General features: G+C 71.3%; 17 protein-coding genes and 1 tRNA gene. 5 read left to right on the forward strand and 13 right to left on the reverse strand.

What is annotated here, in order from left to right:
- Positions 1–128 precede the first annotated feature (128 nt).
- The 7 genes from gatB to mnmA form a co-directional block, all read right to left on the reverse strand.
- Positions 129–1,634, reverse strand: a complete 1,506-nt coding sequence (gatB, locus tag ABIC61_RS17980; protein WP_354031009.1) for an Asp-tRNA(Asn)/Glu-tRNA(Gln) amidotransferase subunit GatB — start codon at positions 1,632–1,634, stop codon at positions 129–131.
- Entirely contained in the window at positions 1,634–3,178 is a 1,545-nt protein-coding gene (gene gatA, locus ABIC61_RS17985) for an Asp-tRNA(Asn)/Glu-tRNA(Gln) amidotransferase subunit GatA (RefSeq protein WP_354031010.1), read from the reverse strand. The genes gatB and gatA overlap by 1 nt, the downstream gene beginning before the upstream one ends.
- Positions 3,175–3,474, reverse strand: coding sequence for an Asp-tRNA(Asn)/Glu-tRNA(Gln) amidotransferase subunit GatC (gene gatC, locus ABIC61_RS17990; protein WP_079238471.1), 300 nt, complete (start codon positions 3,472–3,474; stop codon positions 3,175–3,177). Before gatC ends, gatA begins: the two co-directional genes overlap by 4 nt.
- A gap of 48 nt (positions 3,475–3,522) precedes the next feature.
- The gene (locus ABIC61_RS17995) at positions 3,523–5,781 is read right to left on the reverse strand and encodes a transglycosylase domain-containing protein (protein ID WP_354031011.1); all 2,259 of its coding nucleotides are present in this window, start codon (positions 5,779–5,781) and stop codon (positions 3,523–3,525) included.
- 89 nt (positions 5,782–5,870) lie between these two features.
- Positions 5,871–7,229 (reverse strand): alpha/beta hydrolase, encoded by a 1,359-nt coding sequence (locus tag ABIC61_RS18000; protein WP_354031012.1) that lies wholly within the window; start codon positions 7,227–7,229, stop codon positions 5,871–5,873.
- Between the two features lie 181 nt (positions 7,230–7,410).
- Complete coding sequence (gene ligA / locus ABIC61_RS18005; RefSeq protein ID WP_354031013.1) at positions 7,411–9,735, reverse strand: NAD-dependent DNA ligase LigA; 2,325 nt, start codon at positions 9,733–9,735, stop codon at positions 7,411–7,413.
- A gap of 36 nt (positions 9,736–9,771) precedes the next feature.
- Entirely contained in the window at positions 9,772–10,878 is a 1,107-nt protein-coding gene (gene mnmA / locus ABIC61_RS18010) for a tRNA 2-thiouridine(34) synthase MnmA (protein WP_354031014.1), read from the reverse strand.
- A gap of 39 nt (positions 10,879–10,917) precedes the next feature.
- Between mnmA and ABIC61_RS18015 the strand changes: the two genes are divergently transcribed.
- The 3 genes from ABIC61_RS18015 (at position 10,918) to ABIC61_RS18025 (ending at position 13,274) form a co-directional block, all read left to right on the forward strand.
- Entirely contained in the window at positions 10,918–12,219 is a 1,302-nt protein-coding gene (locus tag ABIC61_RS18015) for an MFS transporter (protein WP_354031015.1), read from the forward strand.
- 160 nt (positions 12,220–12,379) lie between these two features.
- Positions 12,380–12,460 (forward strand) — tRNA-Leu (locus tag ABIC61_RS18020).
- Between the two features lie 118 nt (positions 12,461–12,578).
- Positions 12,579–13,274, forward strand: a complete 696-nt coding sequence (locus ABIC61_RS18025; protein WP_354031016.1) for a DedA family protein — start codon at positions 12,579–12,581, stop codon at positions 13,272–13,274.
- Positions 13,275–13,499: 225 nt separating this feature from the next.
- On the opposite strand, the gene rdgB is transcribed toward ABIC61_RS18025, so the two are convergent.
- Genes rdgB through murI form a run of 3 tightly spaced genes read right to left on the reverse strand, consistent with a single transcriptional unit; the run spans position 13,500 to position 15,660 of the window.
- Entirely contained in the window at positions 13,500–14,087 is a 588-nt protein-coding gene (gene rdgB / locus ABIC61_RS18030; protein WP_354031017.1) for an RdgB/HAM1 family non-canonical purine NTP pyrophosphatase, read from the reverse strand.
- Positions 14,084–14,818, reverse strand: coding sequence for a ribonuclease PH (gene rph / locus ABIC61_RS18035; protein WP_144755148.1), 735 nt, complete (start codon positions 14,816–14,818; stop codon positions 14,084–14,086). Before rph ends, rdgB begins: the two co-directional genes overlap by 4 nt.
- Positions 14,815–15,660, reverse strand: a complete 846-nt coding sequence (gene murI, locus ABIC61_RS18040) for a glutamate racemase (RefSeq protein WP_354031018.1) — start codon at positions 15,658–15,660, stop codon at positions 14,815–14,817. Before murI ends, rph begins: the two co-directional genes overlap by 4 nt.
- Positions 15,661–16,473: 813 nt before the next feature.
- Between murI and ABIC61_RS18045 the strand changes: the two genes are divergently transcribed.
- On the forward strand, positions 16,474–17,760 hold the full coding sequence (locus ABIC61_RS18045; protein ID WP_354031019.1) for a nicotinate phosphoribosyltransferase: 1,287 nt from the start codon (positions 16,474–16,476) through the stop codon (positions 17,758–17,760).
- A 7-nt stretch (positions 17,761–17,767) separates the two neighbouring features.
- Here ABIC61_RS18045 and ABIC61_RS18050 read toward each other — a convergent pair whose 3' ends face one another.
- The 3 genes from ABIC61_RS18050 to ABIC61_RS18060 all read right to left on the reverse strand — a co-directional run bounded on the left by ABIC61_RS18050 (position 17,768) and on the right by ABIC61_RS18060 (position 21,014).
- Positions 17,768–18,028: a DUF3039 domain-containing protein gene (locus ABIC61_RS18050; protein ID WP_092093667.1), complete on the reverse strand. Its 261-nt coding sequence runs from the start codon at positions 18,026–18,028 to the stop codon at positions 17,768–17,770.
- 149 nt (positions 18,029–18,177) lie between these two features.
- Positions 18,178–19,749 (reverse strand): ABC transporter permease, encoded by a 1,572-nt coding sequence (locus ABIC61_RS18055; RefSeq protein ID WP_144755157.1) that lies wholly within the window; start codon positions 19,747–19,749, stop codon positions 18,178–18,180.
- Positions 19,725–21,014 carry an ABC transporter ATP-binding protein gene (locus ABIC61_RS18060; protein ID WP_354031020.1) on the reverse strand — a complete coding sequence of 430 codons (1,290 nt, stop codon included), beginning with the start codon at positions 21,012–21,014 and terminating at the stop codon, positions 19,725–19,727. The genes ABIC61_RS18055 and ABIC61_RS18060 overlap by 25 nt, the downstream gene beginning before the upstream one ends.
- Positions 21,015–21,313: 299 nt before the next feature.
- Between ABIC61_RS18060 and ABIC61_RS18065 the strand changes: the two genes are divergently transcribed.
- Positions 21,314–22,009 carry a phosphocholine cytidylyltransferase family protein gene (locus ABIC61_RS18065; RefSeq protein WP_144755160.1) on the forward strand — a complete coding sequence of 232 codons (696 nt, stop codon included), beginning with the start codon at positions 21,314–21,316 and terminating at the stop codon, positions 22,007–22,009.
- Positions 22,010–22,013: the final 4 nt, after the last annotated feature.

The raw sequence follows: 22,013 nt of genomic DNA on the forward strand, positions 1-22,013 counted from the left end.
GGCCCGCCCCGGCGCCCCCCCCGGGGGGGGGGGCGCCCCCCCCGCCGCGGCCGCCCCCCCCCCCCCCGGGGGGGGGGGGGGGGGGGCCCCGGGCCCCCCCCCCCCCCCCGTCCGCTCTGTGGTCTGGCCTACGACTGCTGCGCGCGCTCCAGCACCAGCTCGCGGACGCGAGCGGCGTCCGCCTGGCCCTTCATGGCCTTCATGACGGCACCGATGATCGCGCCGGCGGCCTGGACCTTGCCGTCCTTGATCTTCGCGAGCACGTCGGGCTGCCCGGCCAGTGCCTCGTCGACGGCGGCGGTGAGCGCCGAGTCGTCCGACACGACCTTGAGCCCACGGGACTCGACGACCTGCGCCGGCGAACCCTCGCCCGCGATGACGCCCTCGAGCACCTGGCGCGCCAGACGGTCCGTGAGGTCACCCGACTCGACGAGCGCGATGAGCTCCGCGACGTGCTTCGGGGCCACGAGGTCGCCCGCGGCCGCGTCCTGCGCGTTCGCGACGCGGCTGATCTCACCGGTCCACCACTTGCGGGCGGCCTGCGGTGCGGCACCGGCGGCGACCGTCCCCTCGAGCTCGTCCAGGAGACCGCCGTTGACGACGTCCTGGAACTCGAGGTCGGTGAAGCCCCAGTCACCCTTGAGGCGACGACGACGCGCGACCGGGGCCTCCGGCAGGGACGCCCGGAGTTCCTCGATCACGGCGGGGTCCGGCACCACGGGGAGCAGGTCGGGCTCCGGGAAGTAGCGGTAGTCGTCGGCGTCGGACTTCGGTCGGCCGGCCGAGGTGCGACCGGTGTCCTCGTGCCAGTGCCGGGTCTCCTGCGTGATCGAACCACCGGCGGCGAGGATCGCGGCCTGCCGCTGGATCTCGTAGCGGATCGCGCGCTCGACGGCACGGAACGAGTTCACGTTCTTCGTCTCGGTGCGGGTCCCGAGCTTCTCCTGGCCACGGGGACGCAGCGAGATGTTCGCGTCGCAGCGGAGGTTGCCCCGCTCCATGCGGGCCTCGGAGACCCCGAGCGTCCGGACGAGGTCACGGATGACCTGCACGTACGCGGCGCCGAGCTCCGGAGCTCGCTCCTCGGTGCCGAAGATCGGCTTCGTGACGATCTCGACCAGCGGGACACCCGCACGGTTGTAGTCGACGAGGGAGTACTCGGCACCCTGGATGCGGCCGGTGGCTCCACCCACGTGCGTGAGCTTGCCGGCGTCCTCCTCCATGTGGGCGCGCTCGATCGGCACGTTGAAGATCGTGCCGTCGGCCAGTTCGACCTCGACCTCGCCCTCGTACGCGATGGGCTCGTCGAACTGGGAGATCTGGTAGTTCTTCGGGTTGTCCGGGTAGTAGTAGTTCTTCCGGGCGAACCGCGAGGACTCGGCGATCGAGCAGCCGAGCGCGAGCCCGAGCTGGATCGAGTAGCGCACGGCCTGGGCGTTCACGACCGGCAGCGACCCGGGCAGCCCGAGGTCGACCGGGGTCACGTTCGTGTTCGGCTCGCCACCGAAGAAGTTCGGCGCGTCCGAGAACATCTTGGTCTTCGTCGCGAGCTCGACGTGGACCTCGAACCCGAGGACCGGCTCGTACAGCCGGAGTGCCTCGTCGAAGTCCATCAGCGCGTCCTTCTGCGCCATCAGATCACACCTTCCTGCGCAGCGGACTGCTGACTCTGGTCGAGGTCCGGGATGCTGTCGATGAGCGGTCGACCCCACTGCTGCTCGAGCAGTCGCTCGAGCGCGGCGCCGTACCGGTAGAGGCGGGCGTCCTCGCGCTGCGGCGCCATGAGCTGCACACCCGTGGGCAGGCCGTCCTCGGGCGCGAGGCCGTTCGGGATGCTCATGCCGGGGACACCGGCGAGGTTCGCCGGGATCGTCGTGAGGTCGTTGAGGTACATCGCGAGCGGGTCGTCGATGCGCTCGCCGATCGGGAAGGCGGTCGTCGGCGCCGAGGGGCTGACGAGGAGGTCGACCTGCTCGAACGCGGCCGCGAAGTCGCGCTGCACGAGCGTGCGGACCTTCTGCGCCGAGCCGTAGTACGCGTCGTAGTACCCGGCGCTGAGGGCGTAGGTGCCGAGGATGATGCGGCGCTTGACCTCGGGACCGAAGCCGGCTTCGCGCGTGGCGGCCATGACGTCCTCGACGGTGGCGCCGTTCTCGGGCGTGACACGGAGGCCGAAGCGCACCGAGTCGAACTTCGCCAGGTTGGACGACGCCTCGGCCGGGAGGATCAGGTAGTAGGCGCTGATCGCGTACGCGAACGACGGGGCGTCGATCTCGACGACCTGAGCGCCCGCGGCCTCGAGGATCGCGACGGTCTCCTGGAAGCGCTGGGTGACGCCGGCCTGGAAGCCCTCGCCCCCGGCGAGCTCCTTCACGACGCCGACCTTGAGCCCGCGCAGCGTGTCCGCCTGCAGCCCCTCGCGCGCGGCGGCGGCCATCGAGGGCCACGCGTCCGGGATGCTCGTGGAGTCCTTCGGGTCGTGCCCGCCGATGACGTCGTGCAGGAGCGCGGCGTCGAGGACGGTGCGGGACACCGGGCCGATCTGGTCGAGGCTGGACGCCAGGGCGATCGCGCCGTAGCGGCTGACACCGCCGTAGGTGGGCTTCACGCCGACGGTGCCCGTGACGGCACCCGGCTGGCGGATCGAGCCGCCGGTGTCGGAGCCGAGTGCGAGCGGTGCCTCGTGCGCGGCGACCGCGGCGGCCGAGCCACCGCCGGACCCGCCGGGGATCCGGTCGAGGTCCCACGGGTTGTGGGTCGGGCCGTACGCGGAGAACTCGGTCGTCGAGCCCATCGCGAACTCGTCCATGTTGGTCTTGCCGAGCGGCACGAGACCGGCGGCGCGGAGCTTCGCGACCGGCGTGGCGTCGTACGGCGGCACCCAGCCCTCGAGGATCTTCGAGCCGGAGGTGGTCGGCATGTCCTGCGTGCACAGGACGTCCTTCACCGCGATCGGCACGCCGGCGAGCGGGCCGAGGTCGTCGCCCGCGGCACGGCGGGAGTCGATCGACTTCGCCGCGGCGATGGCGTTCTGGTTGACGTGCAGGAAGGCGTGGACGTCGCCGTCCACCGCCTGGATGCGGTCGAGGTGGGCCTGGGTGGCCTCGACGCTCGAGACGTCGCGCGCCACGAGGGCGTCGGCGAGCGCCGCGGCGCTCATCCGCGTGATGTCGGTCACTGTTCTTCTCCCAGGATGGCGGTCACTCGGAACCGTTCGCCGTCGGAGTCGGGCGCCCCGGAGAGCGCCTGCTCCTGCGTCAGCGTCGGTCCGACCACATCGGGTCGGGTGACGTTGCCGAGCGGCACGGGGTGGCTCGTCGCGGGGACGTCAGGGGTCGCGACCTCGGCGACCTTGGCGACGCTCTCGACGATGTGCGACAGCTCCCCGGTCAGCTTCTCGATCTCGTCGGGCGTGAGTGCGATACGCGCGAGGTTCGCCAGGTGGGCGACCTGCTCGCTCGTGATGTCAGGCATGGTGCTCCGTCGATCGGTTCGTGGAATGCCCACCAGTCTATTGGTGCGTCACTTCCCCTTCTGATTCCCCTGCTGCTTCTGTGGAGACTGCTGCTGGCTCTGCTGCTCGTTCGGCGTGGACTGGCCCGTGGCAGTGCCGGTGCCCTGTGACGACGACTGGGTCGACGCGTGGCTCGCCTGGCCGATCATCGCCGGGTCAGGCGTGGGCAGTGCTCCCCCGCCGACCGTCTGGTCGAGGTAGGACATCATCGACTTCCCGACCCCGAACTTCGCGCTGTACCCGGTCGTGCCCTGCAGGAACGGCCAGTTCGCCAGGCTGACGCCGCCCTGCACGTTCCCGATCCAGGTCGCGTTCGTGTACTTGGTGGACGACGCCACGAGCCAGTTCTGCACGTCGCCGTCGGTGGTCCCGGTCTTCGCGAACTTCGGCGTGCTGTCACCCGGGTTCGCGCTCGCGGCCGTGCCGGCCCCGGTCAGGACGCCCTGCAACGCGTAGTCCACGGTGCCCGCGACGTCGGCCGAGACGCCCTGCGTGCAGGACGACGGCGAGGGGGTGATCTTCGTGCCGTCCGACTCGGTCACGGAGTCGATCGCGGTCGGGGTGCAGACGACCCCGCCGTTCGCGAAGCCCGCGTAGGCCTCGGCCAGGTCGATCGGCGAGAGGTCGTTCACGCCGAGGATCGACGACGGTGTCTGCGTCAGCTGGCCGCCCGACGCCGGGTGGATGCCCATCGACTGGGCGAGCTGCGCGATCTTGCAGAGGTCGAGCTGCTTGCCCATCTGCGCGTACGCGGTGTTGATCGACTCCGAGGTCGCCGCCTGGACGGTCATCGATGCGGGAACGCTCTCGGCGTTGGACACCGGCCACGTCCCGCCGCTGACGTTCTGGCAGGAGTTCGTGAACTCGGCGTTCTCGAACGTGTGCTCACTGGTCGAGACCGACTCGGACAGCGTGTGCCCGGTGGCGAGCCACTCCGCAAGTGTGAAGACCTTGTACGTCGAACCGGTCTGGAAGCCGCCCGAGTTGCCGTAGCCGCTGTCAGCGCTGTAGTTCACCGCCGTGGACCCGGCGGCGGCGTTGTCGCCCTGCGTGTACGCGGTGTTCTGGACCATCGACAGGATCCGTCCGGTGCCCGGTTCGACGGTGACGTTCGAACCGCCGACGTCGACGCCCGCCATGGTCGCGGGGACGTAGGTCGACAGCGCGGTCTGTGCCTGCGCCTGCAGGTCGAGGTCGAGCGAGGTGTGGATCTCGAGCCCCTTGGTGTCGAGCGTCGCGATGCGCTCCGCTGCGGTCTTGCCGAACGCGGGGTCCTGCAGGACCTGGTTCCGCACGTAGTCGCAGAAGTAGCCGGCGTCGTAGCCCGTCGCGGCCGACGAGCAGCCGTTCGCGGTGGCGGTGATCTTCGGCGTCACGGGGGTCGCCTTCGCCGCGTCGAGCTGTGCCTCGGTGATGTCGTGGTGCACGTACATCCGCTGGAGCACGTAGTCGCGGCGGTCCTTCGTCGCCGCGTACCCGTTCGCCGTGCCGTTGTCGGCGTCGGAGGGCTGGTCGATCCGGAGGTTCGAGGGGTTGTTCAGGATGGCGACGAGGGTTGCGGACTGCACGAGGGAGAGGTCCTTCGCGTGCACGCCGAAGTAGTACTCGGCGCCGGCCTCGGCGCCGTACACCCGGCCGCCGAGCCCGACGAGGTTGAGGTACCCGGTGAGGATCTGGTCCTTCGAGTACTTCTTGTTGACGGCGATCGCGTACCGCATCTCCTGCAGCTTGCGCTGCGGGGTGACCCCGGCGGCGTCCTCGTAGCACGCGGCGATCTTCTTCTCGGTGTCGGCCGCGTTCGTGCCGGTGAGCTCCTCGCACTGCTGGACGAGGACGTTCTTCACGTACTGCTGCGTGATGCTCGACCCGCCCTGCACGTCACCGCCGACGACGGTCGCGGCAGCGCCGCGGAGGGTGCCGACGACGTCGATGCCGCCCTCGTCGTAGAAGCGCGGGTCCTCGGTGTCGATGGCCGCCTGCTTGAGCGACTTCGCCATCGCGTCGGAGGCCACGGTCGTGCGGTTCTCGGCGTAGAACGACGCGATCTTGACCTGCTGTCCGCGCTTGGTCGCGTAGACCGAGGACACCTGCTGCGGGGTCTGGATGTCGAGGTAGCTCGGCAGGTCCTCGAAGAAGGAGACCGCTCCGGAGGTGCCCTCGCCCGCGACGGCGACCCCCGGGGTGACCGCGACGGCCACGAGCATGCCGGCCAGCGCCGACATCGCGACGAACGTCAGGAGAGCACCAGGCCATCGCACCACACGCATGCTCCGCACCGTATGGGGGCGGTCTGTACTGGTTCTGCCGTGGAACGAGTCGAGGCTGCGCCGGTGTTCAGGTTGCCGCCCAGGCTCGGTCAGTCGCGCGGCTGCAGGTCCTGCGGTCGGACCAGGTACATGTCCGGCGACTGCGGCACGCCGTCCCGGCCGCCCTCGCCGCGCCGGACCTGCTCGCGGACGAGGTCGCCCCGTCCGACCGCGATGAGCGCCACGTCGTGCAGCGAGGCCGTGCCGGGCTTGAGGTAGTCGTTGTGTCCGACGGGGCGGCGGAACACGTCGCCGGCGTCCTGCGCGTCGACTCCCCCGGCGAGGTCGAGCAGCGTCGACCCGAACGCCGAGGACCCGGGGTCGGTGCCGAAGTAGCCCGACCCGGCGATCGGGTCGCTGTGGGCGTCGCCGACGAAGACCTGGTCGCGCTGCACCGCGAGGTCGCCCGCGTGCTGCACGTCACTGCCCGGGGAACCGAGGACCGTCAGGGTGTCGGCGCGCATCTTGCCGGAGGCGAGCGCCATCAGCGCCGTCGTGGAACCGTACGAGTGGGCGACGATGTTCACGCGGGGCTCCTCGCCGTCCCGGACCTGCCGGACCCCGTCGACCGCACGTTCGAGCCGCGCCGCCCCGGTCTTGGCGAGCCCGAGCGACAGGATGTTGGACAGGTCCGGCGTGCGGTACCCCATCCAGGCCACCACGGCGACACCGCTGCCCGAACCCGGTGCGGCGATGCCGGAGAGCGTGGCCTGCTCGCTGTAGAGGTCGTTCGCGGTGTTCGTGAAGTCCGTCATCTGGCCCGTGACGGTGAAGAACATGCCCGGCACGACGACCGTGACGTCGGCCGCGGTGTCGAGGTCCCCGATGGCGATCGCCGCGCGGCCGGACCCACGGGTGTCGAGGGTGACGAGGTACCGGTCCGGCGCTCCCACGTCGTGCCGCAGCGAGTCCCGCACCTGCCCGAGCAGCGCCGCGCGCGCCGCCGACGCCGCGTGGTCCGCCAGCCCGGACGCGAGCACCGCGCGGTTCGCCCGGTCGCGGACGGCGTACGGGACGCCGTCGAGGTTGCCGACGACCGACGGCGCGAACGTCTCGAGTCGCTGGCGGTCCTCGGCACCGAGTCCCGCCCACCACGTGGCGACCTCGGCCGCGGTCGGCGGGGCGTCCTGCGCCGTGGCGAGCACCCGGCGGTCGCCGTTGGCCTGCAGGAGGTCGGAGCGTCCCAAGCCGGTCAGGTCGACCAGGAACGTGCGTCCGTGCGCGGCGGCCAGGTCGTCGACCGTGATCTGTACCCCGGTCATGACCGGGCGGGGTACTGAATTCCCCTCAGGTACTTTCGCCACCGCGGCGACGACGACCGCCGAGTGCGGCGCGGGCGCGACGGGGGCCTCGACCACTCCGAACGAGTGCATCGAGGCGGTGAGCAGAGCCGCGGCGATGAGCAGCAATCGGGTCTCCCCCGGGAAGGCCGTCCTGTCGTCTCCCTGCAGGCGACAGGTGATGCTCTGTCGAGTGTAAGGAGAATGGCCTTCCGAGGGCGTGCGGGATGCAACTTGACCCCTGAACTGGGTGCATCAACAGGCGCGCCGCGGCGTGCGGACAGGCGCGCGACGTGCTTCAGAGTTCCGCTCAGCTCTCCGGAGCGTCAGCCTCGGGTTCGCCGAGGGCACTCGGGCCCTCGGTCACGAGGACCCGGAACTGCTCGGCGTCGATGATGCGCAGGCCGAGCTGTTCGGCCTTCGCGAGCTTCGAACCGGCCCCAGGCCCGGCCGCCACGAAGTCGGTCTTCTTGCTGACGCTCGAAGCCGCCTTGCCGCCTGCAGCGATGATCGCCTCCTGCGCGCCCTCCCGGCTGTACCCCTCCAGCGAACCGGTCGCGACCACCGTCAAGCCGCTGAGGACCCCGCCCTCCTCGCTCGCCGCGCCGGGGCCGGGGTGGCCGGGTGTCGTGAACTGCACGCCCGCGGCCGTCCAACGGTCGATGATCTCGCGGTGCCAGTCGACCTCGAACCAGGCGAGCAGGGCATCGGCGATGATGCCGCCGACACCGTCCACCGCCGCGAGTTCCTCGCGGGAGGCCGCTCGGATCGCGTCGAGCGACCCGAAGTGGTTCGCCAGGGCACGGGCAGCGACGGGACCGACGTGGCGGATGCTCAGGCCGACCATGATCCGCCACAGCGGCTTCGTCTTGGCGGCGTCGATGTTCGCGAGCATCTCGAACGCGTTCTTCGAGGGGTACCGGCTCGGCTCGCCGGTGTGGTCCGCGCCGCGGGCCTCCGGATCGAAGGGCGGGTCGGTCTTCTTGCGTGCCCGGCTGAACGGCGTGACCCGCTTGGGTGCGCCGTCGTCGGTGGTCTTCTCCATGCCGGTCTCGGCGTCGCGGACGATCACCTCGATCGGGACGATGTCCTCCATCGTCAGGTCGAACAGGCCGGCCTCGGTCACGAGCGGGGGCTGCTCCGGGGACAGCGGCTGGGTGAGTGCTGCCGCAGCGACCTCGCCCAACCCCTCGATGTCGAGCGACCCGCGCGACGCGATGTGCTCGACCCGGCCGCGGACCTGCGCCGGGCAGCTCTTCGCGTTCGGGCAGCGGAGGTCGATGTCGCCCTCCTTCGCCGGGGCGAGGGGCGTGCCGCACTCGGGGCAGTTCGTCGGCATGACGAACTCGCGCTCGCTGCCGTCCCGGAGCTCGACGACCGGCCCGAGCACCTCGGGGATGACGTCACCGGCCTTCCGCAGGACGACGGTGTCGCCGATGAGGACGCCCTTCGCCTTCACGACCTGCTGGTTGTGCAGGGTCGCCTGACGCACGACCGATCCGGCGACCTCGGCCGGGGCCATCACGGCGAACGGCGTCGCCCGACCGGTGCGGCCGACGCTCACCACCACGTCGAGGAGCTTCGTGTGGACCTCTTCCGGCGGGTACTTGTACGCGATCGCCCAGCGGGGTGCGCGCGAGGTCGACCCGAGTTCCTCGTGCAGGGCGAGGTCGTCGACCTTGATGACGATGCCGTCGATCTGGTGCTCCACCGACGCTCGTCGGTCGCCGTAGTCCTTGACGAACCCCAGGACCTCGTCGATGGAGTCGAAGACCCGGTAGTGCGTGCTCGTCGGCAGGCCCCAGGTCTGCAGGAGCTCGTAGACTCCGGACTGGGCGCGGACGTCGGTGTCCCGCTCGAGCTCCCGGACGGGCCAGGCGCCGATGCCGTGCACCAGCATGCGGAGCCGCCGCAACCGGTCGACCATGAGCGCACGCTTCGCCTCGGACTTGCCCTCCTCCTTCTGGCGGAGGGACCCGGCGGCGGCGTTGCGCGGGTTCGCGAAGACCCGCTCCCCCGCGTCGCGCTGCTTGGCGTTGAGTTCGTCGAACTGCTCGACCGGGAAGAAGATCTCGCCGCGGACCTCGACGATGGGCGGGTGCCCGGAGCCCGACAAGCGGTCCGGGATGGTGCCCATCGTGCGGACGTTGCCGGTCACGTCCTCGCCCACGACGCCGTCGCCGCGGGTGGCCGCCGAGACGAGCCGACCGTTCTCGTAGCGGAGGTTGATCGCGAGCCCGTCGATCTTGAGCTCGGTGAGGAACCGGACGCGCTCGGCGCCGGCGTCGCGCTGGACCTTGATCGCCCAGTCGGTGAGTTCCTCGGGGCTGAAGACGTTGTCGAGGCTCAGCATCCGCTCGGCGTGCTCGACCGGGGCGAACTGGACGGTCTGCGCCTGACCACCGACCGTCTGCGTCGGGCTGTCCTCGGTCAGGAGGTCGGGGAAGCGCTGCTCGATCGCGTCGAGCCGGTGCACGAGCGCGTCGTAGTCGCCGTCCGACGCCGTCGAGCCGTTGCCCTCGTAGTACTGGTCGCGGAGCTCGTTGATCCGGACGCGGAGCCGTTCGACCTCCCGCTGCGCCTGGGCACCGTCGAGATCGGACGGGGCCAGGGTCTCGAACGTCGTGTCGCTCATGGCATCAGTTCTACCGTGAACCACCGACCCCGAACGTCAGGCGGAGACGGGCACCGCCGACACCGTCGCGTCGATCGTGCACTGCCCGAGCACGCGCGTCCCGACGTACACCACCGCGGTCTGCCCCGGCGCGACGCCGGAGAGCGGCTCGTCGACGTCGATGACGAGCTGCCCCTCGGTCACCCGTGCGGTCGCGGGCACCGGGTCGGCGTGCGCCCGGATCTGCACGTCGCACGCGAACGGCACGGACGGGTCCGCCGGCGCGGTGCCCGCCCAGGTGAACCGCGAGCCCGACATCGAGGTGACGTCGAGCGCTGCCTTCGGGCCGACGACGACGGTGTTGTCCTTCGGACGGATCTCGAGCACGAAGCGCGGCTTGCCGTCGGCGGCGGGACGGCCGAGCGCGAGGCCCCGCCGTTGCCCGACCGTGTACCCGGTCGCCCCGTCGTGCGAACCGACGACCGTGCCGTCCCGCTCGACCACGTCGCCGGGGGTCGTCCCCACCCGGTCGGCGAGCCAACCGCGGGTGTCACCGTCGGGGATGAAGCAGATGTCGTACGAGTCCGGCTTCTGCGCGACGGTGAGGCCGCGCGCGGCGGCCTCGGCCCGGACCTCGTCCTTCGACGGGGTGGCTCCGAGCGGGAACATCGCGTGCTGGAGCTGCTCGGCCGTCAGGACGCCGAGGACGTACGACTGGTCCTTCGCCCACGCCGCGGACCGGTGCAGTTCACGGGCGCCGTCCGGGCCGGTGACGATCGAGGCGTAGTGGCCGGTCGCGACCGCGTCGAACCCGAGGGCGAGCGCCTTCTCGAGCAGCGCCGCGAACTTGATCCGCTCGTTGCAGCGCATGCACGGGTTCGGGGTGCGCCCGGCCTGGTACTCGGCCACGAAGTCGTCGACGACGTCCTCCTTGAACCGAGCCGAGAAGTCCCACACGTAGTACGGGATGCCGAGCGTGGACGCCGCGCGCTGGGCGTCCATGGAGTCCTCGATCGTGCAGCAGCCGCGACTGCCGGTGCGGAGCGTGCCCGGCATCCGGCTCAGCGCGAGGTGCACGCCGACCACGTCGTGTCCGGCGTCGACGGCCCGGGCGGCGGCCACCGCCGAGTCGACGCCGCCGCTCATCGCTGCAAGTACTCGCATGCCACCAGGGTAAGCCGCGGGCGTACCCTTGCACGAGCGATGACCTCCGAGACCCCCGCCTTCGACTTCCGGGCGGTGCTGCTGTCCGGCTTCCTGCCCGCCGCCCTCTTCGCGATCGGCGAGGGCGCCATCATCCCGATCATCCCGATCGCGGCGAGTTCCCTCGGGGCCAGTCTGGCGTTCGCGGGGTTCGTCGCGGCCCTCATCCTCGTCGGCGAGCTCATCGGCGACGTGCCGTCCGGAGTCGTCGTCGCGCGGATCGGCGAGCGGAACGCGATGATCGGCGCAGCGGCCGTCTCCGTCGTCGGGCTCCTGGTCTGCACCGTGGCGCCGAACGCCTGGGTCCTGGCGCTCGGCGTGTTCCTCGTCGGTGTCTCCACGGCCGTCTTCGCCCTCGCCCGGCACGCCTACATGACGACCGCGATCCCGCTCGCCATCCGAGCCCGGGCCCTGTCGAGCCTCGGCGGGGTGTTCCGCTTCGGCTACTTCGTCGGCCCGTTCATCGCCGCCGGCGTCGTGCACCTGACCGGCACCACGCAGAGCGCGTTCTGGATCCACATCGTCTGCTGCCTCCTGGCAGCGGTGGTGCTCCTCGTCCTGCGCGACCCCGCGACGGGCGCACGCGGCTTCCGCAAGCCGCCCCGCGCCTCCAGGCCGACCGCCGACCCCACGACCGACGCAGGCCGCCCGACCGAGCCACCCACCGACACCGGCGCGCAGTTCGTCCAAGAGGAGGCGCACGGCCTCTTCCGCACCATCCGCGCGAACCGAGCCGTCCTGCTGCGGCTCGGCAGCGGCGCCGGCCTGATCGGCGCGCTCCGCGCCGGACGGCAGGTCATCCTGCCGCTCTGGGCCGTCAGCGTCGGACTCGACGACTCGACCGCCGCCCTCGTGATCGGCATCGCCGGTGCGGTCGACTTCGCACTCTTCTACACGAGCGGGCAGATCATGGACCGCTGGGGGCGCCTGGCCAGCGCCCTCCCCTGCATGCTCGGACTGAGCGTGAGCTACTTCCTGCTCGCGTGGTCCGGGCACCTCGACGCCCGGGTGGGCTGGTTCGTCGCGATCGCGATCGGCATGTCGCTCGCGAACGGCGTCGGCTCGGGCATCCTCATGACGCTCGGTGCCGACCTCGCGCCACGGGACCACCCGGCTCCGTTCCTCGGCGCGTGGCGCTTCACGGGCGACTTCGGGCAGGCGGCTGCGCCGCTGGTCATCTCCGGGGTCACCGCCGTCGCGTCGATCGCGGTGGCCAGCGGGGTGATGGGTGTGCTCGGCCTGGTCGGCGCGGGCATCCTGCTGCGCTACGTCCCTCGGTACCTCCCCCGTCGACTGCGCTGAGCCGCGGCGGCGCGCTCGCAGTGTGCGAGGTTCCGCGCACGGTGGCACGCGGTTCGCCTCGCACAGTGCGCGTCACCTCGCACAGTGGCCGCGCAGGACCGGCCGGGAGGCACGGATCGCGTCCGGCACGTCGGTCACGCTCGGTAGACTGCCGCTGCTCGCGGGAGTGGTGGAATCGGTAGACACGCAGGATTTAGGTTCCTGTGCCCCAGGCGTGAGGGTTCGAGTCCCTCCTTCCGCACCGGCCGGTGCGTGCTCACGCATCTCATACCACCGAGGGACGTCGCCGTCACCCGCGGACGGTACCCTCGTCGTGCGGGTGACCCTCCCGTCACCGCATCTGCACGACCGGAAGAGACATGCACTCCGTCGCACTCGCCCTGATCCCATGGCTGGATCCGCAGTACATCCTCGACCACTTCGGGGCCGTCGCCGTGCTCGTCGTCTGCGCGATCGTCTTCGCCGAGACCGGTCTGCTCGTCGGCTTCATCTTCCCGGGCGACAGCCTGCTGGTGATCACGGGCCTGTTCGCGTTCGACCGCGGCGGCGAGATCGGCGGCATCCCGATCTGGGTCGCGGCACTCATGATCGGCTCAGCCGCGTTCCTCGGCGGCGAGCTCGGGTACTACATCGGGAAGAAGGCCGGCCCCGCGATCTTCGAACGCAAGGAGAGCGGACTGTTCTCCAAGGCGAACGTCGACCGGACCAACGCCTTCTTCCACCGGTTCGGTCCCCTCGCGGTCATCCTCGCCCGGTTCGTCCCGGTGGTGCGCACCTTCCTGCCGATCGCCGCGGGTGTCGGTCGCATGAACTACAAGAAGTACTCGCTCTACAACGCCGTCGGCGCCGTGATCTGGGGCGTCGGTGTGACGTTCCTCGGGTACTTCATCGGGCACATCCCGTTCGTGGCGCACATCGTCCGCGAGTACATCGACGTCATCCTGCTCGCCGCCGTCGTCGTCACGGTCGTGCCGATGGCGCTGACCTACCTCCGGAACGCCCGCAAGGCCAAGCGCACGGCGGAAGCCGAAGCCGGGACCGAACCGCAGCACTGAGGGGCACCACCAGACGGACGGGAGGCGCGGTGCCAGCTGGCACCGCGCCTCCCGTCCGTCTGTCGTCCCGCCGGTCTGCCCGACGCCCGTCCGCCTGCCCACCGCCGAGCGGGCGGAACACGTCACGCTCGGCGCGCTCCGACGGCGTGTTCCGCCCGCTCGCTGCGGCGCGCACGGCGTGTCCCGCCCGCTCGGCGAGCCGGCGAGACGGCGCCAGCACCGCGGTCAGACGCCGAAGTGCTCCCGCACGATCGGCGCGATGCCCCGGAAGGCCTTGCTGCGGTGGCTCAGCTGGTTCTTCTCCTCGCGCGTGAGCTCCGCCGAGGACCGGTCGGCGTCGTCCGCCTTGAACACCGGGTCGTAGCCGTGTCCGCCGGTGCCGGTCGGCTCCGTGAGGACCTCGCCGTTCCAGACGGCCTCGACGACGTGTTCCTCTCCCTCGGGCGTCACGAACGCCGCCGCGCAGACGAACGCGGCCGTGCGCTCGAGCACGCCTTCGAGGTTCTGCAGCAGCAGCGCGATGTTGTCCGCGTCCGCACGGGTGCCGGCGTACCGGGCCGAGTGGATGCCGGGCGCGCCGCCGAGGGCGTCCACCGCGATCCCGGAGTCGTCGGCGAGCGCCGGCAGCCCGGTGTGCGCGACCGCGGCGCGCGCCTTGATGAGGGCGTTCGCGGCGTAGGTGTCGCCGTCCTCGACCGGCTCCGGGCCGTCGTAGCCGACGAGTTCGACACCGCCCAGTGCCTCGCCGAGGATCTCGCGGAGCTCGACGACCTTGCCCTGGTTGTGCGTCGCGAGGACGACGGTGCCGGTCACAGCCCCAGCACCTCGCGCTGGATGGCGGCGAGGGACTGGTTCCCGGCGAGACCGAGGTCGAGCAGCGTGTTCAGCTCGTCGCGGTCGAACGGCGCGTGCTCGGCGGTCCCCTGCACCTCGATGAACTTGCCCGACCCGGTCGTGACGATGTTCATGTCCGTGTCCGCCGCCGAGTCCTCGGTGTAGGCCAGGTCGAGCATCGGCTCGCCCTTGACGATGCCGACCGAGATCGCCTGCACGCTGTCGGTGAGCGGCGTGGCCTTCTTGCCGATGAAGCCCTTCTCGCGACCCCACTCGATCGCGTCGACCATCGCCACGTAGGCACCGGTGATCGACGCCGTGCGGGTGCCGCCGTCTGCCTGCAGGACGTCGCAGTCGATGACGAGGGTGTTCTCGCCGAGGCCCTTCGTGTCGATGACCGCCCGGAGCGACCGGCCGATCAGGCGGGAGATCTCGTGCGTGCGGCCGCCGACCTTGCCCTTGATCGACTCGCGCTGCATGCGCTCGTTCGTGGAGCGGGGCAGCATCGAGTACTCGGCGGTGACCCAGCCGGTCCCCTTGCCGGCGAGCCAGCGCGGCACGCCGTTCGTGAACGACGCGGTGCAGAGCACCTTGGTGTTGCCGAACGAGATGAGCGCGCTGCCCTCGGCCTGCGTGCTCCACCCCCGCTCGATCGTGACGGGACGGTGGTCGGTCGCGGTGCGGCCGTCGATGCGGAGCGTGTCGCTCATGGGGTCCTTTCGATGCGGGGCAGCGTGATGGCCCCGGTCTGGAGGTGGCCGACGCTGGAGACCTCGGGGCCGAGGAAGCGTCGGGCGAGTCGGATGAAGCCGTTCTTGTCGTCGCCGGTCGCCTCGAACGAGTACGTCGGCGGCTCCGGGGCGGTGCGTTCGAGCCCGTGCTCGACGAGTCGCCGGTACACGTCGTTGGCGGTCTCCTCGGCGCTGGAGACGAGCGTCACGTCCGGCCCCATCACGTACTGGATCGCGGCGGACATGAGCGGGTAGTGGGTGCAACCGAGCACGAGCGTGTCGACGTCGGCCTGGCGGATCGGCGCGAGGTACTGCTCCGCGACGGTGCGGAGGGCCGGCGAGGAGGTGTCACCCGTCTCGACGAACTCCACGAACCGGGGGCACGCAGCGAGGGTGAGGCTGACGTCCGACGCGACCGCGAAGGCGTCCTCGTACGACCGCGAGGCGATGGTGCCGACGGTGCCGATCACCCCGATGCGCCCGGTGCGGGTCTGCTTCACGGCGGCGCGGGCCGCGGGCTGGATGACCTCGACCACGGGGATGCCGTACGCCTGCTCGTACCGCTCGCGGGCGTCCCGGAGCACCGCGGACGAGGCCGTGTTGCACGCGATCACGAGGGCCTTCACGCCCTGGTCGACGAGGTCGTCCATCACCTCGAGCGCGTACCGGCGGACGTCGGCGATCGGCTTCGGACCGTACGGCGAGTGCAGGGTGTCACCGACGTACCGGATGCTCTCGCGCGGCAGCTGGTCGATGATCGCGCGGGCCACCGTGAGCCCGCCGACCCCGCTGTCGAAGACTCCGATCGGTGCATCCGTCACGGTGACAGCGTACCGACGCCCGCTGCCCACGCGCTCGCCCTGCGCTCCCGCGCCGCGCCTGCGCCCACCCCGCTCCGCTCCCGCGACCGCTCCGCTTCCGCGACCGCTCCGCTCCCGCTCCGCTTCCGCGACCGCTCCGCTCCCGCGAGCGGGTGAAATGCGTCCCGTCCGGCGCGCGACCGAACCGTATTCCGCCCGCTCGCGCAACCAGCCGCCCCGCAGCCGCGCGAGCGGACGAAATGCGTCCCGGTCAGCGCGCGAACGGGACGCATTCCGCCCGCTCGCGTGACTCCCCACCGCCCGCCCACGCGAGCGGGCGAAGAACGTCACCCTCAGCGCGCGAGCCGGACGCATTCCGCCCGCTCGCGCGGACGCCGTGGGCGCAACTACCTGGAGGCGCGACCCGACTCCCGGGGCCAGCCCGCGCCTCCAGGTGGTCGCCGCCGCCCACCTCCGCGAGCGGGTGAAATGCGTCCCGGTCAGCGCGCGAGCCGGACGTGTTCCACCCGCTCGCGTGACTCCCCACCGCCCGCCCACGCGAGCGGGCGAAGGACGTCATCCTCAGCGCGCGGGCCGGACGTTTTCCGCCCGCTCGCGCGGACGCCGTGGGCGTAACTGCCTGGAGGCGCGCCCCGCCTCCCGGGGCCGGCCCGCGCCTCCAAGAGGTCGCCACCGCCCACCCGGCGCGAACGGGCGAAGAACGTCACCCTCAGCGCGCGAGCGGGACGCATCCCGCCCGCTCGCCGCAACCGCTCGCGCCGCCCGTCGACGCAATCCGCGCCTCCCGGAGGCCGCGACAGTAGTGTCGGAGGGGTGACCAGCGCGCTCCTGACGGACCAGTACGAACTCACCATGGTCGATGCGGCCCTCAAGGACGGCACGGCCGACCGCCGCTGCGTGTTCGAAGTCTTCGCCCGCAGGCTCCCCGACGGTCGGCGCTACGGCGTGGTCGCGGGCCTCGGCCGGTTCCTCACGGCCCTGACCGACTTCCGGTTCGGCGACGAGGAGATCGGCTTCCTCCGCGACCGCGACGTCATCGACGCCGGCACGGCCGACTACCTCGCCGACTACCGCTTCACCGGTGACGTTCGCGCCTACCGCGAAGGCGAGGTCTTCTTCCCGAACTCCCCCGTGCTCCAGGTCGAGGGCACCTTCGCCGAGGCCGTCGTGCTCGAGACGCTCGCGCTGAGCATCTTCAACGCCGACTCCGCGATCGCCTCCGCCGCGGCACGCATGGTGTCCGCCGCCGACAAGCGTCCGCTCGCCGAGATGGGTTCACGGCGCACCGGGGAGTGGAACGCCGTCGCCGCCGCCCGCGCCGCGTACATCGCCGGGTTCGGTGCGACGAGCAACCTCGAGGCCGGGCGCACCTGGGGCATCCCGACGATGGGTACCGCGGCGCACGCCTTCACGCTCCTGCACGACTCCGAAGAAGCGGCGTTCCGCTCGCAGCTCGACGCCCTCGGCACGGGGACGACCCTGCTCGTCGACACGTACGACATCGAGGCGGCGGTCGACACCGCGGTCCGGCTGACCGAGGGCAAGCTGGGTGCCGTCCGCATCGACAGCGGTGACCTGCCGTCGGTCGTCGCGTCGGTCCGTGCGCAGCTCGACCGGCTCGGCGCCACGGACACGAAGATCACCGTGACGAACGACCTCGACGAGTACACGATCGCCGCGCTGCGGGCGGCGCCGGTCGACTCGTACGGGGTCGGGACGAGTGTCGTGTCCGGTTCGGGGCACCCGGCCGCGGGCATGGTCTTCAAGCTCGTCGCCCACAAGGAGGACGGCGGCGACTGGGTGCCGGTCGCGAAGAAGTCGGCCGACAAGGCGTCGCTCGGCGGCCGGAAGGAGGCCGGGCGACGGCTCCGCAACGGCATCGCCACGGCCGAGGTGGTCCTCACCACCGGGAAGGTCGGACCCGACGAGCGCCCGCTGCTCGTCCCCGTGGTGACGAACGGTGAGGTCCACCAGGAGTTCCTGGGCGTCCACGGCGTCGAAGCGGCACGTGCGCACCACAAGCTCGCCAAGGCCGAACTGCCGGCGGACGCCGCGCGCATCGGTCGCGGCGACCCGGCGATCCCGACGCTGGTGATCTGAGCCGGGGCTACTCGGCCTTCATCTTCTCGTAGATCGCCTTGCAGTCCGGGCACACCGGGAACTTCTCGGGGTCGCGGCCGGGGATCCACTTCTTGCCGCACAGCGCCTTCACGGGCTTGCCGCTGAGGGCGGACTGCAGGATCTTGTCCTTCTTGACGTAGTGCGAGAACCGCTCGTGGTCGCCGGGTTCGATCGCTTCCTCTTCGAGGAGCTTCTCGAGCTCACGGTCCATCACGTCGAGGCCGCCACCGGGTTCCGTCATGCTCATGCACCAAGGGTACGACGGTGCGCCGCGCGCCGCGACGGTGCGGTGGCGAGTGCGGCTCGCGATCGCGACCGGATGACGGACTGGAGGCGCGGTGCGGGGCCGCCACGCGCCTCCAGTCCGTCGTGTGGTCGCGTCGGACGCGATCAGGTTCAGTTGCGCTGCGCGGCGGCCAGCAGGTCCGGCCCGTGACGGTCGAAGAGCCGGCCGCCCGCGACGACACCGGCGGCGAGCACGACCACGCCGACCACGACGCCGATCACGAGCGTCAGGACGCTCCACGGTGACGGACCGTCCGCGAAGGCGAGCACGGCGGTCCACGCCGCCGGCACCGAGCACACGACGATCCCGACCACCATCGAGGACTGCGCCACCGAGGCGACCGCACCCGCGGCCTGCGGCTGCTGGAAGGGGTGGTCGCCGGGACGCACGGTCGGGTAGGGCAGCAGTACCGACACGACGCTGGACAGTCCGAGGCCGGACAGCAGCGCGCTCGCACTCACCCCGATGAGCACCGGGAACGCGGTCCAGTCGCCGAACAGCCACGCGGACAGCCACGACCCGAGGACGATCGCGGGGATGCCGACCGCGAGCACGGGGACGAGCCGACCGAGACGGTCGCTCCAGCCCGGCGCTCCCGAGGCGACGTGCAGCCACACGGCAGTGTTGTCGTACGAGACGTCGTTGTGCGGCAGGAAGCCGGCGATCAGCGCCATCAGCGGCAGCGGCACGAGCGCGGTCCAGTGCCACGGGACGCCGGCGACCCCGAGCGGGATCACGACGACCGGGACGAACACGATGATGAGGTACGACGCGCGGTACCGGGGATCGCGCACCCAGTAGGTGAGCGCCCGAGCGGCGACCGCGCCGACGGGGGTCGAACCGAGCCGGTCGAACCAGCCGAGCCCGCGGTACCGCCGGGCCGTGGCGCGACCGTCCACGGTCTCGAGCGCACGCCCGACGACGGCCCACCACGCCCATCCGAGCAGGGCCACGACGACGACGGCGATCAGGAGTTTGACGATGCCCTCGCCGACCAGACCGTTCGCGACGTCCGCCGGGACCGCCCAGGCCGCACCCCACGGGGTCCAGCCGGCGACGTCGGCGATGCGCTGCATCTCGGCACCGGCCGGGTCGAGCCAGTCGACACGGAGCAACAGCGACAGGGTGGGGATCCCGAGCACCACGATGAGCAGCGCCACGAGCCACCCGGCGTCCCGCGAACGGTGCGGACCGATGAGCGCGGCACCGACCGCGCAGCCGACCCGGACGAGCAGTGCGCAGGTCGCGATCGCGAGCAGGCCACCGACGACGCCGAGCACCCCGGCACCGGCACCGCGCATCCACGCGACGGACTGCGCGACGGCGACGATCGCCACGGCGACGACGGGGACACCCACGAGACCGGCGACGCCGAGGCCGACGGCCAGGTCGCGACGGCCGATCCCGAACACCGTGAACCGGCGCGGGTCGAACTGGTCGCTCCGGCCGACGACGAGCGGCACGACGGTGAACGCGAAGGCGACGAGGGTGCCGACGGGGACGATGACGGCGCGTGCCACCTCGGGCGAGGCGTCACGGAGTCCGACGACCTCGACCGCGACGAACACCGCGGCGAGGAGACCGGCGAGGCTGCCGAGCACGACGAGGACGGACCGGCGGGCGCTGCCGCGGACCTCCCCCGCGAGCAGGTCGGCCCTCAGCCGGAGAAGCTGTGCAACCATTCCATGCTCTCTGCCACGACGCGGCCGCCCGCGAGTTCGACGAACTTGTCCTCGAGGCTCTTGCGCCCGCGGACCTGCGCCATCGTGCCGGAGGCCAGGACCCGACCGCCGACGATGATGGCGACGGAGTCACAGGTGCGCTGCACGAGCTCCATCGAGTGGCTGGAGAGCACAACCGTGCCACCCCCGCGGGTGTACCGGCGGAGGATCTCGGTGATGGTGGCCGCGCTCACCGGGTCGACCGACTCGAACGGTTCGTCGAGCACGAGCACCCGGGGCGAGTGGATGAGCGTCGCCGCGAGGGCGATCTTCTTCGCCATGCCCACGGAGTAGTCCGCGACCTGACGACCGAGCGCCTCGCCCAGGCCGAACGCCTCGGCGAGGTCCGCGCTGCGCTTCCGGGCCGTCGTGCCGTCGAGCCCGCGGAGGGTCGCCGAGTAGTAGAGGAGCTGCGCGCCGGTGAGCCGGTCGAACAGTCGCAGCCGGTCGGGCAGGACGCCGAGGTCGCGCTTGGCGGCGGTCGGGTCGGCCCAGACGTCGTGGTCGAGCACGGTCACGTTCCCCGCGTCGGGGCGGAGCAGACCGGTCACGATCGACAGGGTGGTGGTCTTGCCGGCGCCGTTCGGACCGACGACGCCGAAGATCGAGCCCTGGCGGATCTCGAGGTCGACCTCGTCGACGGCGAGGGTCTGGCCGTAGCGCTTCACCAGGCCGCTGGCACGCAGCACCACGGGCTGCGTGGGCTGCTTCGGGCCGGCGGCGGGGCGCTTCGTGGAGGCAGGACGCTTCTTCGACTTGGGGGCGGGCTCGTCGGCGACCGTGGCAGGGGCGTCGGTGGTGCCGTCCGTCGCGGTGTCGGTGGCGCCGCCTGTCGCGTCCGTCGCGTCCCGCGTCTCCTGGCCGGGAGGCACGGTGCCGGTCGTTCCCGCGGCCTGCGTCGGGCGCGTGGCGCGTCCCTTGCCGCCGCGCGGCTTGCCGGGTCGGCGACCGGTGGTCGTCGCGGTCGTCGGGGTCGCCGTCGTCGCGCCGGTCTCGTCCGACCCCGGTTCCCTCGGGTCGGTGACCGTCGTGTCCGTGTCCGTCGTGTCCGTGTCGGTGACCGTCGTGTCGTCGGTCATCGCGTCCTCAGCGGAGGCGTCGCGCGCATCCCCGTCCCCCATGTCGTCCTGCTCGGCGTCGTCGCGCTCGGCGTCGTCGGCCTCGGTCAGCCAGGCAGCGTCCGACGTGCTGTACACGTCGTCGTCATCCGTTGCTCCAGCTGCCACGGCCCCACCGTACCAACGCTCTCCGGACAGCGGGGAACCGCGGGACGCAGTGTCACGAATTGAGCACGAAGCGCTCGCAGCCGTACCCCGAGGGAGGGACGTTCCGTATCATTCACCGGGGCACGACGAAGTGTTCACCACTTGGAAACCTGCTCAGTTCGGGCCTTCCGTGTTGCCCGTTCCCTGCGAATGACCGCAGAGACGGCGTGCTTCACGGCCAACTCGGACCTTCCGCGAGCAGACTCGACCAGGCCCGCCCGTGCCCCAGGGCGCGCGGGCGGACACCAGAAGGGACCAGCATGACCACGCAGATCGTGATCCTCGCAGCGGGGATGGGCAGCCGCCTCGGGCGCAGCCTGCCGAAGCCGCTCACCGAACTCAGCGACGGCCGCACCATCATGCAGCAGCAGTTCGACAACATCCGCGCAGCGTTCGGTTCGAGCGCACGCGTGACGATCGTCGTCGGCTACAAGTCGGAGTACATCGTCGAGGCGTTCCCCGAGGCGAACTTCGTCTACAACGAGTCCTACGACTCGACGAACACCTCGAAGAGCCTCCTCCGTGCGCTCAAGGCCACGGGCAAGGGCGGTGTCCTCTGGATGAACGGTGACGTCGTGTTCGACCCGCGTGCGCTCGTGCGTGCTGCGGACATGATCGACGAGGACCGCTCGTTCGTCAGCGTCAACACCGACAAGGTCTCGGACGAAGAGGTCAAGTACACGGTCGACGCCGAGGGCTTCATCCACAAGCTGTCGAAGCAGGTCGTGGGCGGTCTCGGTGAGGCGGTCGGCATCAACTACGTCTCCTCCGCCGACAAGCAGGCGCTCATCCGTCAGCTCGGCCGTGTCGACGACCAGGAGTACTTCGAGGGCGGCATCGAGGCTGCCATCGCCGAGGACGGGCTACTCTGGAGCCCGATCGACATCTCCGACATGTACGCCGTCGAGATCGACTTCGCCGAGGACCTCGAGCGCGCGAACAACCTGTTCGCCTGAACCA

The sequence above is a fragment of the Curtobacterium sp. 1544 genome (genome assembly GCF_040544915.1).
In the GTDB taxonomy this organism is placed as follows: domain Bacteria; phylum Actinomycetota; class Actinomycetes; order Actinomycetales; family Microbacteriaceae; genus Curtobacterium; species Curtobacterium pusillum_C.

Coding starts and splice junctions, on each gene's coding strand:
- ABIC61_RS18065 (WP_144755160.1), top strand. CDS start 21,314: ATGACCACGCAGATCGTGATCCTCGCAGCGGGGATGGGCAGCCGCCTC.
- ABIC61_RS17995 (WP_354031011.1), bottom strand. CDS start 5,781: ATGCGTGTGGTGCGATGGCCTGGTGCTCTCCTGACGTTCGTCGCGATG.
- rph (WP_144755148.1), bottom strand. CDS start 14,818: ATGAGCGACACGCTCCGCATCGACGGCCGCACCGCGACCGACCACCGT.
- ABIC61_RS18025 (WP_354031016.1), top strand. CDS start 12,579: ATGCACTCCGTCGCACTCGCCCTGATCCCATGGCTGGATCCGCAGTAC.
- ABIC61_RS18055 (WP_144755157.1), bottom strand. CDS start 19,749: ATGGTTGCACAGCTTCTCCGGCTGAGGGCCGACCTGCTCGCGGGGGAG.
- gatB (WP_354031009.1), bottom strand. CDS start 1,634: ATGGCGCAGAAGGACGCGCTGATGGACTTCGACGAGGCACTCCGGCTG.
- ligA (WP_354031013.1), bottom strand. CDS start 9,735: ATGAGCGACACGACGTTCGAGACCCTGGCCCCGTCCGATCTCGACGGT.
- mnmA (WP_354031014.1), bottom strand. CDS start 10,878: ATGCGAGTACTTGCAGCGATGAGCGGCGGCGTCGACTCGGCGGTGGCC.
- ABIC61_RS18015 (WP_354031015.1), top strand. CDS start 10,918: ATGACCTCCGAGACCCCCGCCTTCGACTTCCGGGCGGTGCTGCTGTCC.
- ABIC61_RS18050 (WP_092093667.1), bottom strand. CDS start 18,028: ATGAGCATGACGGAACCCGGTGGCGGCCTCGACGTGATGGACCGTGAG.
- gatC (WP_079238471.1), bottom strand. CDS start 3,474: ATGCCTGACATCACGAGCGAGCAGGTCGCCCACCTGGCGAACCTCGCG.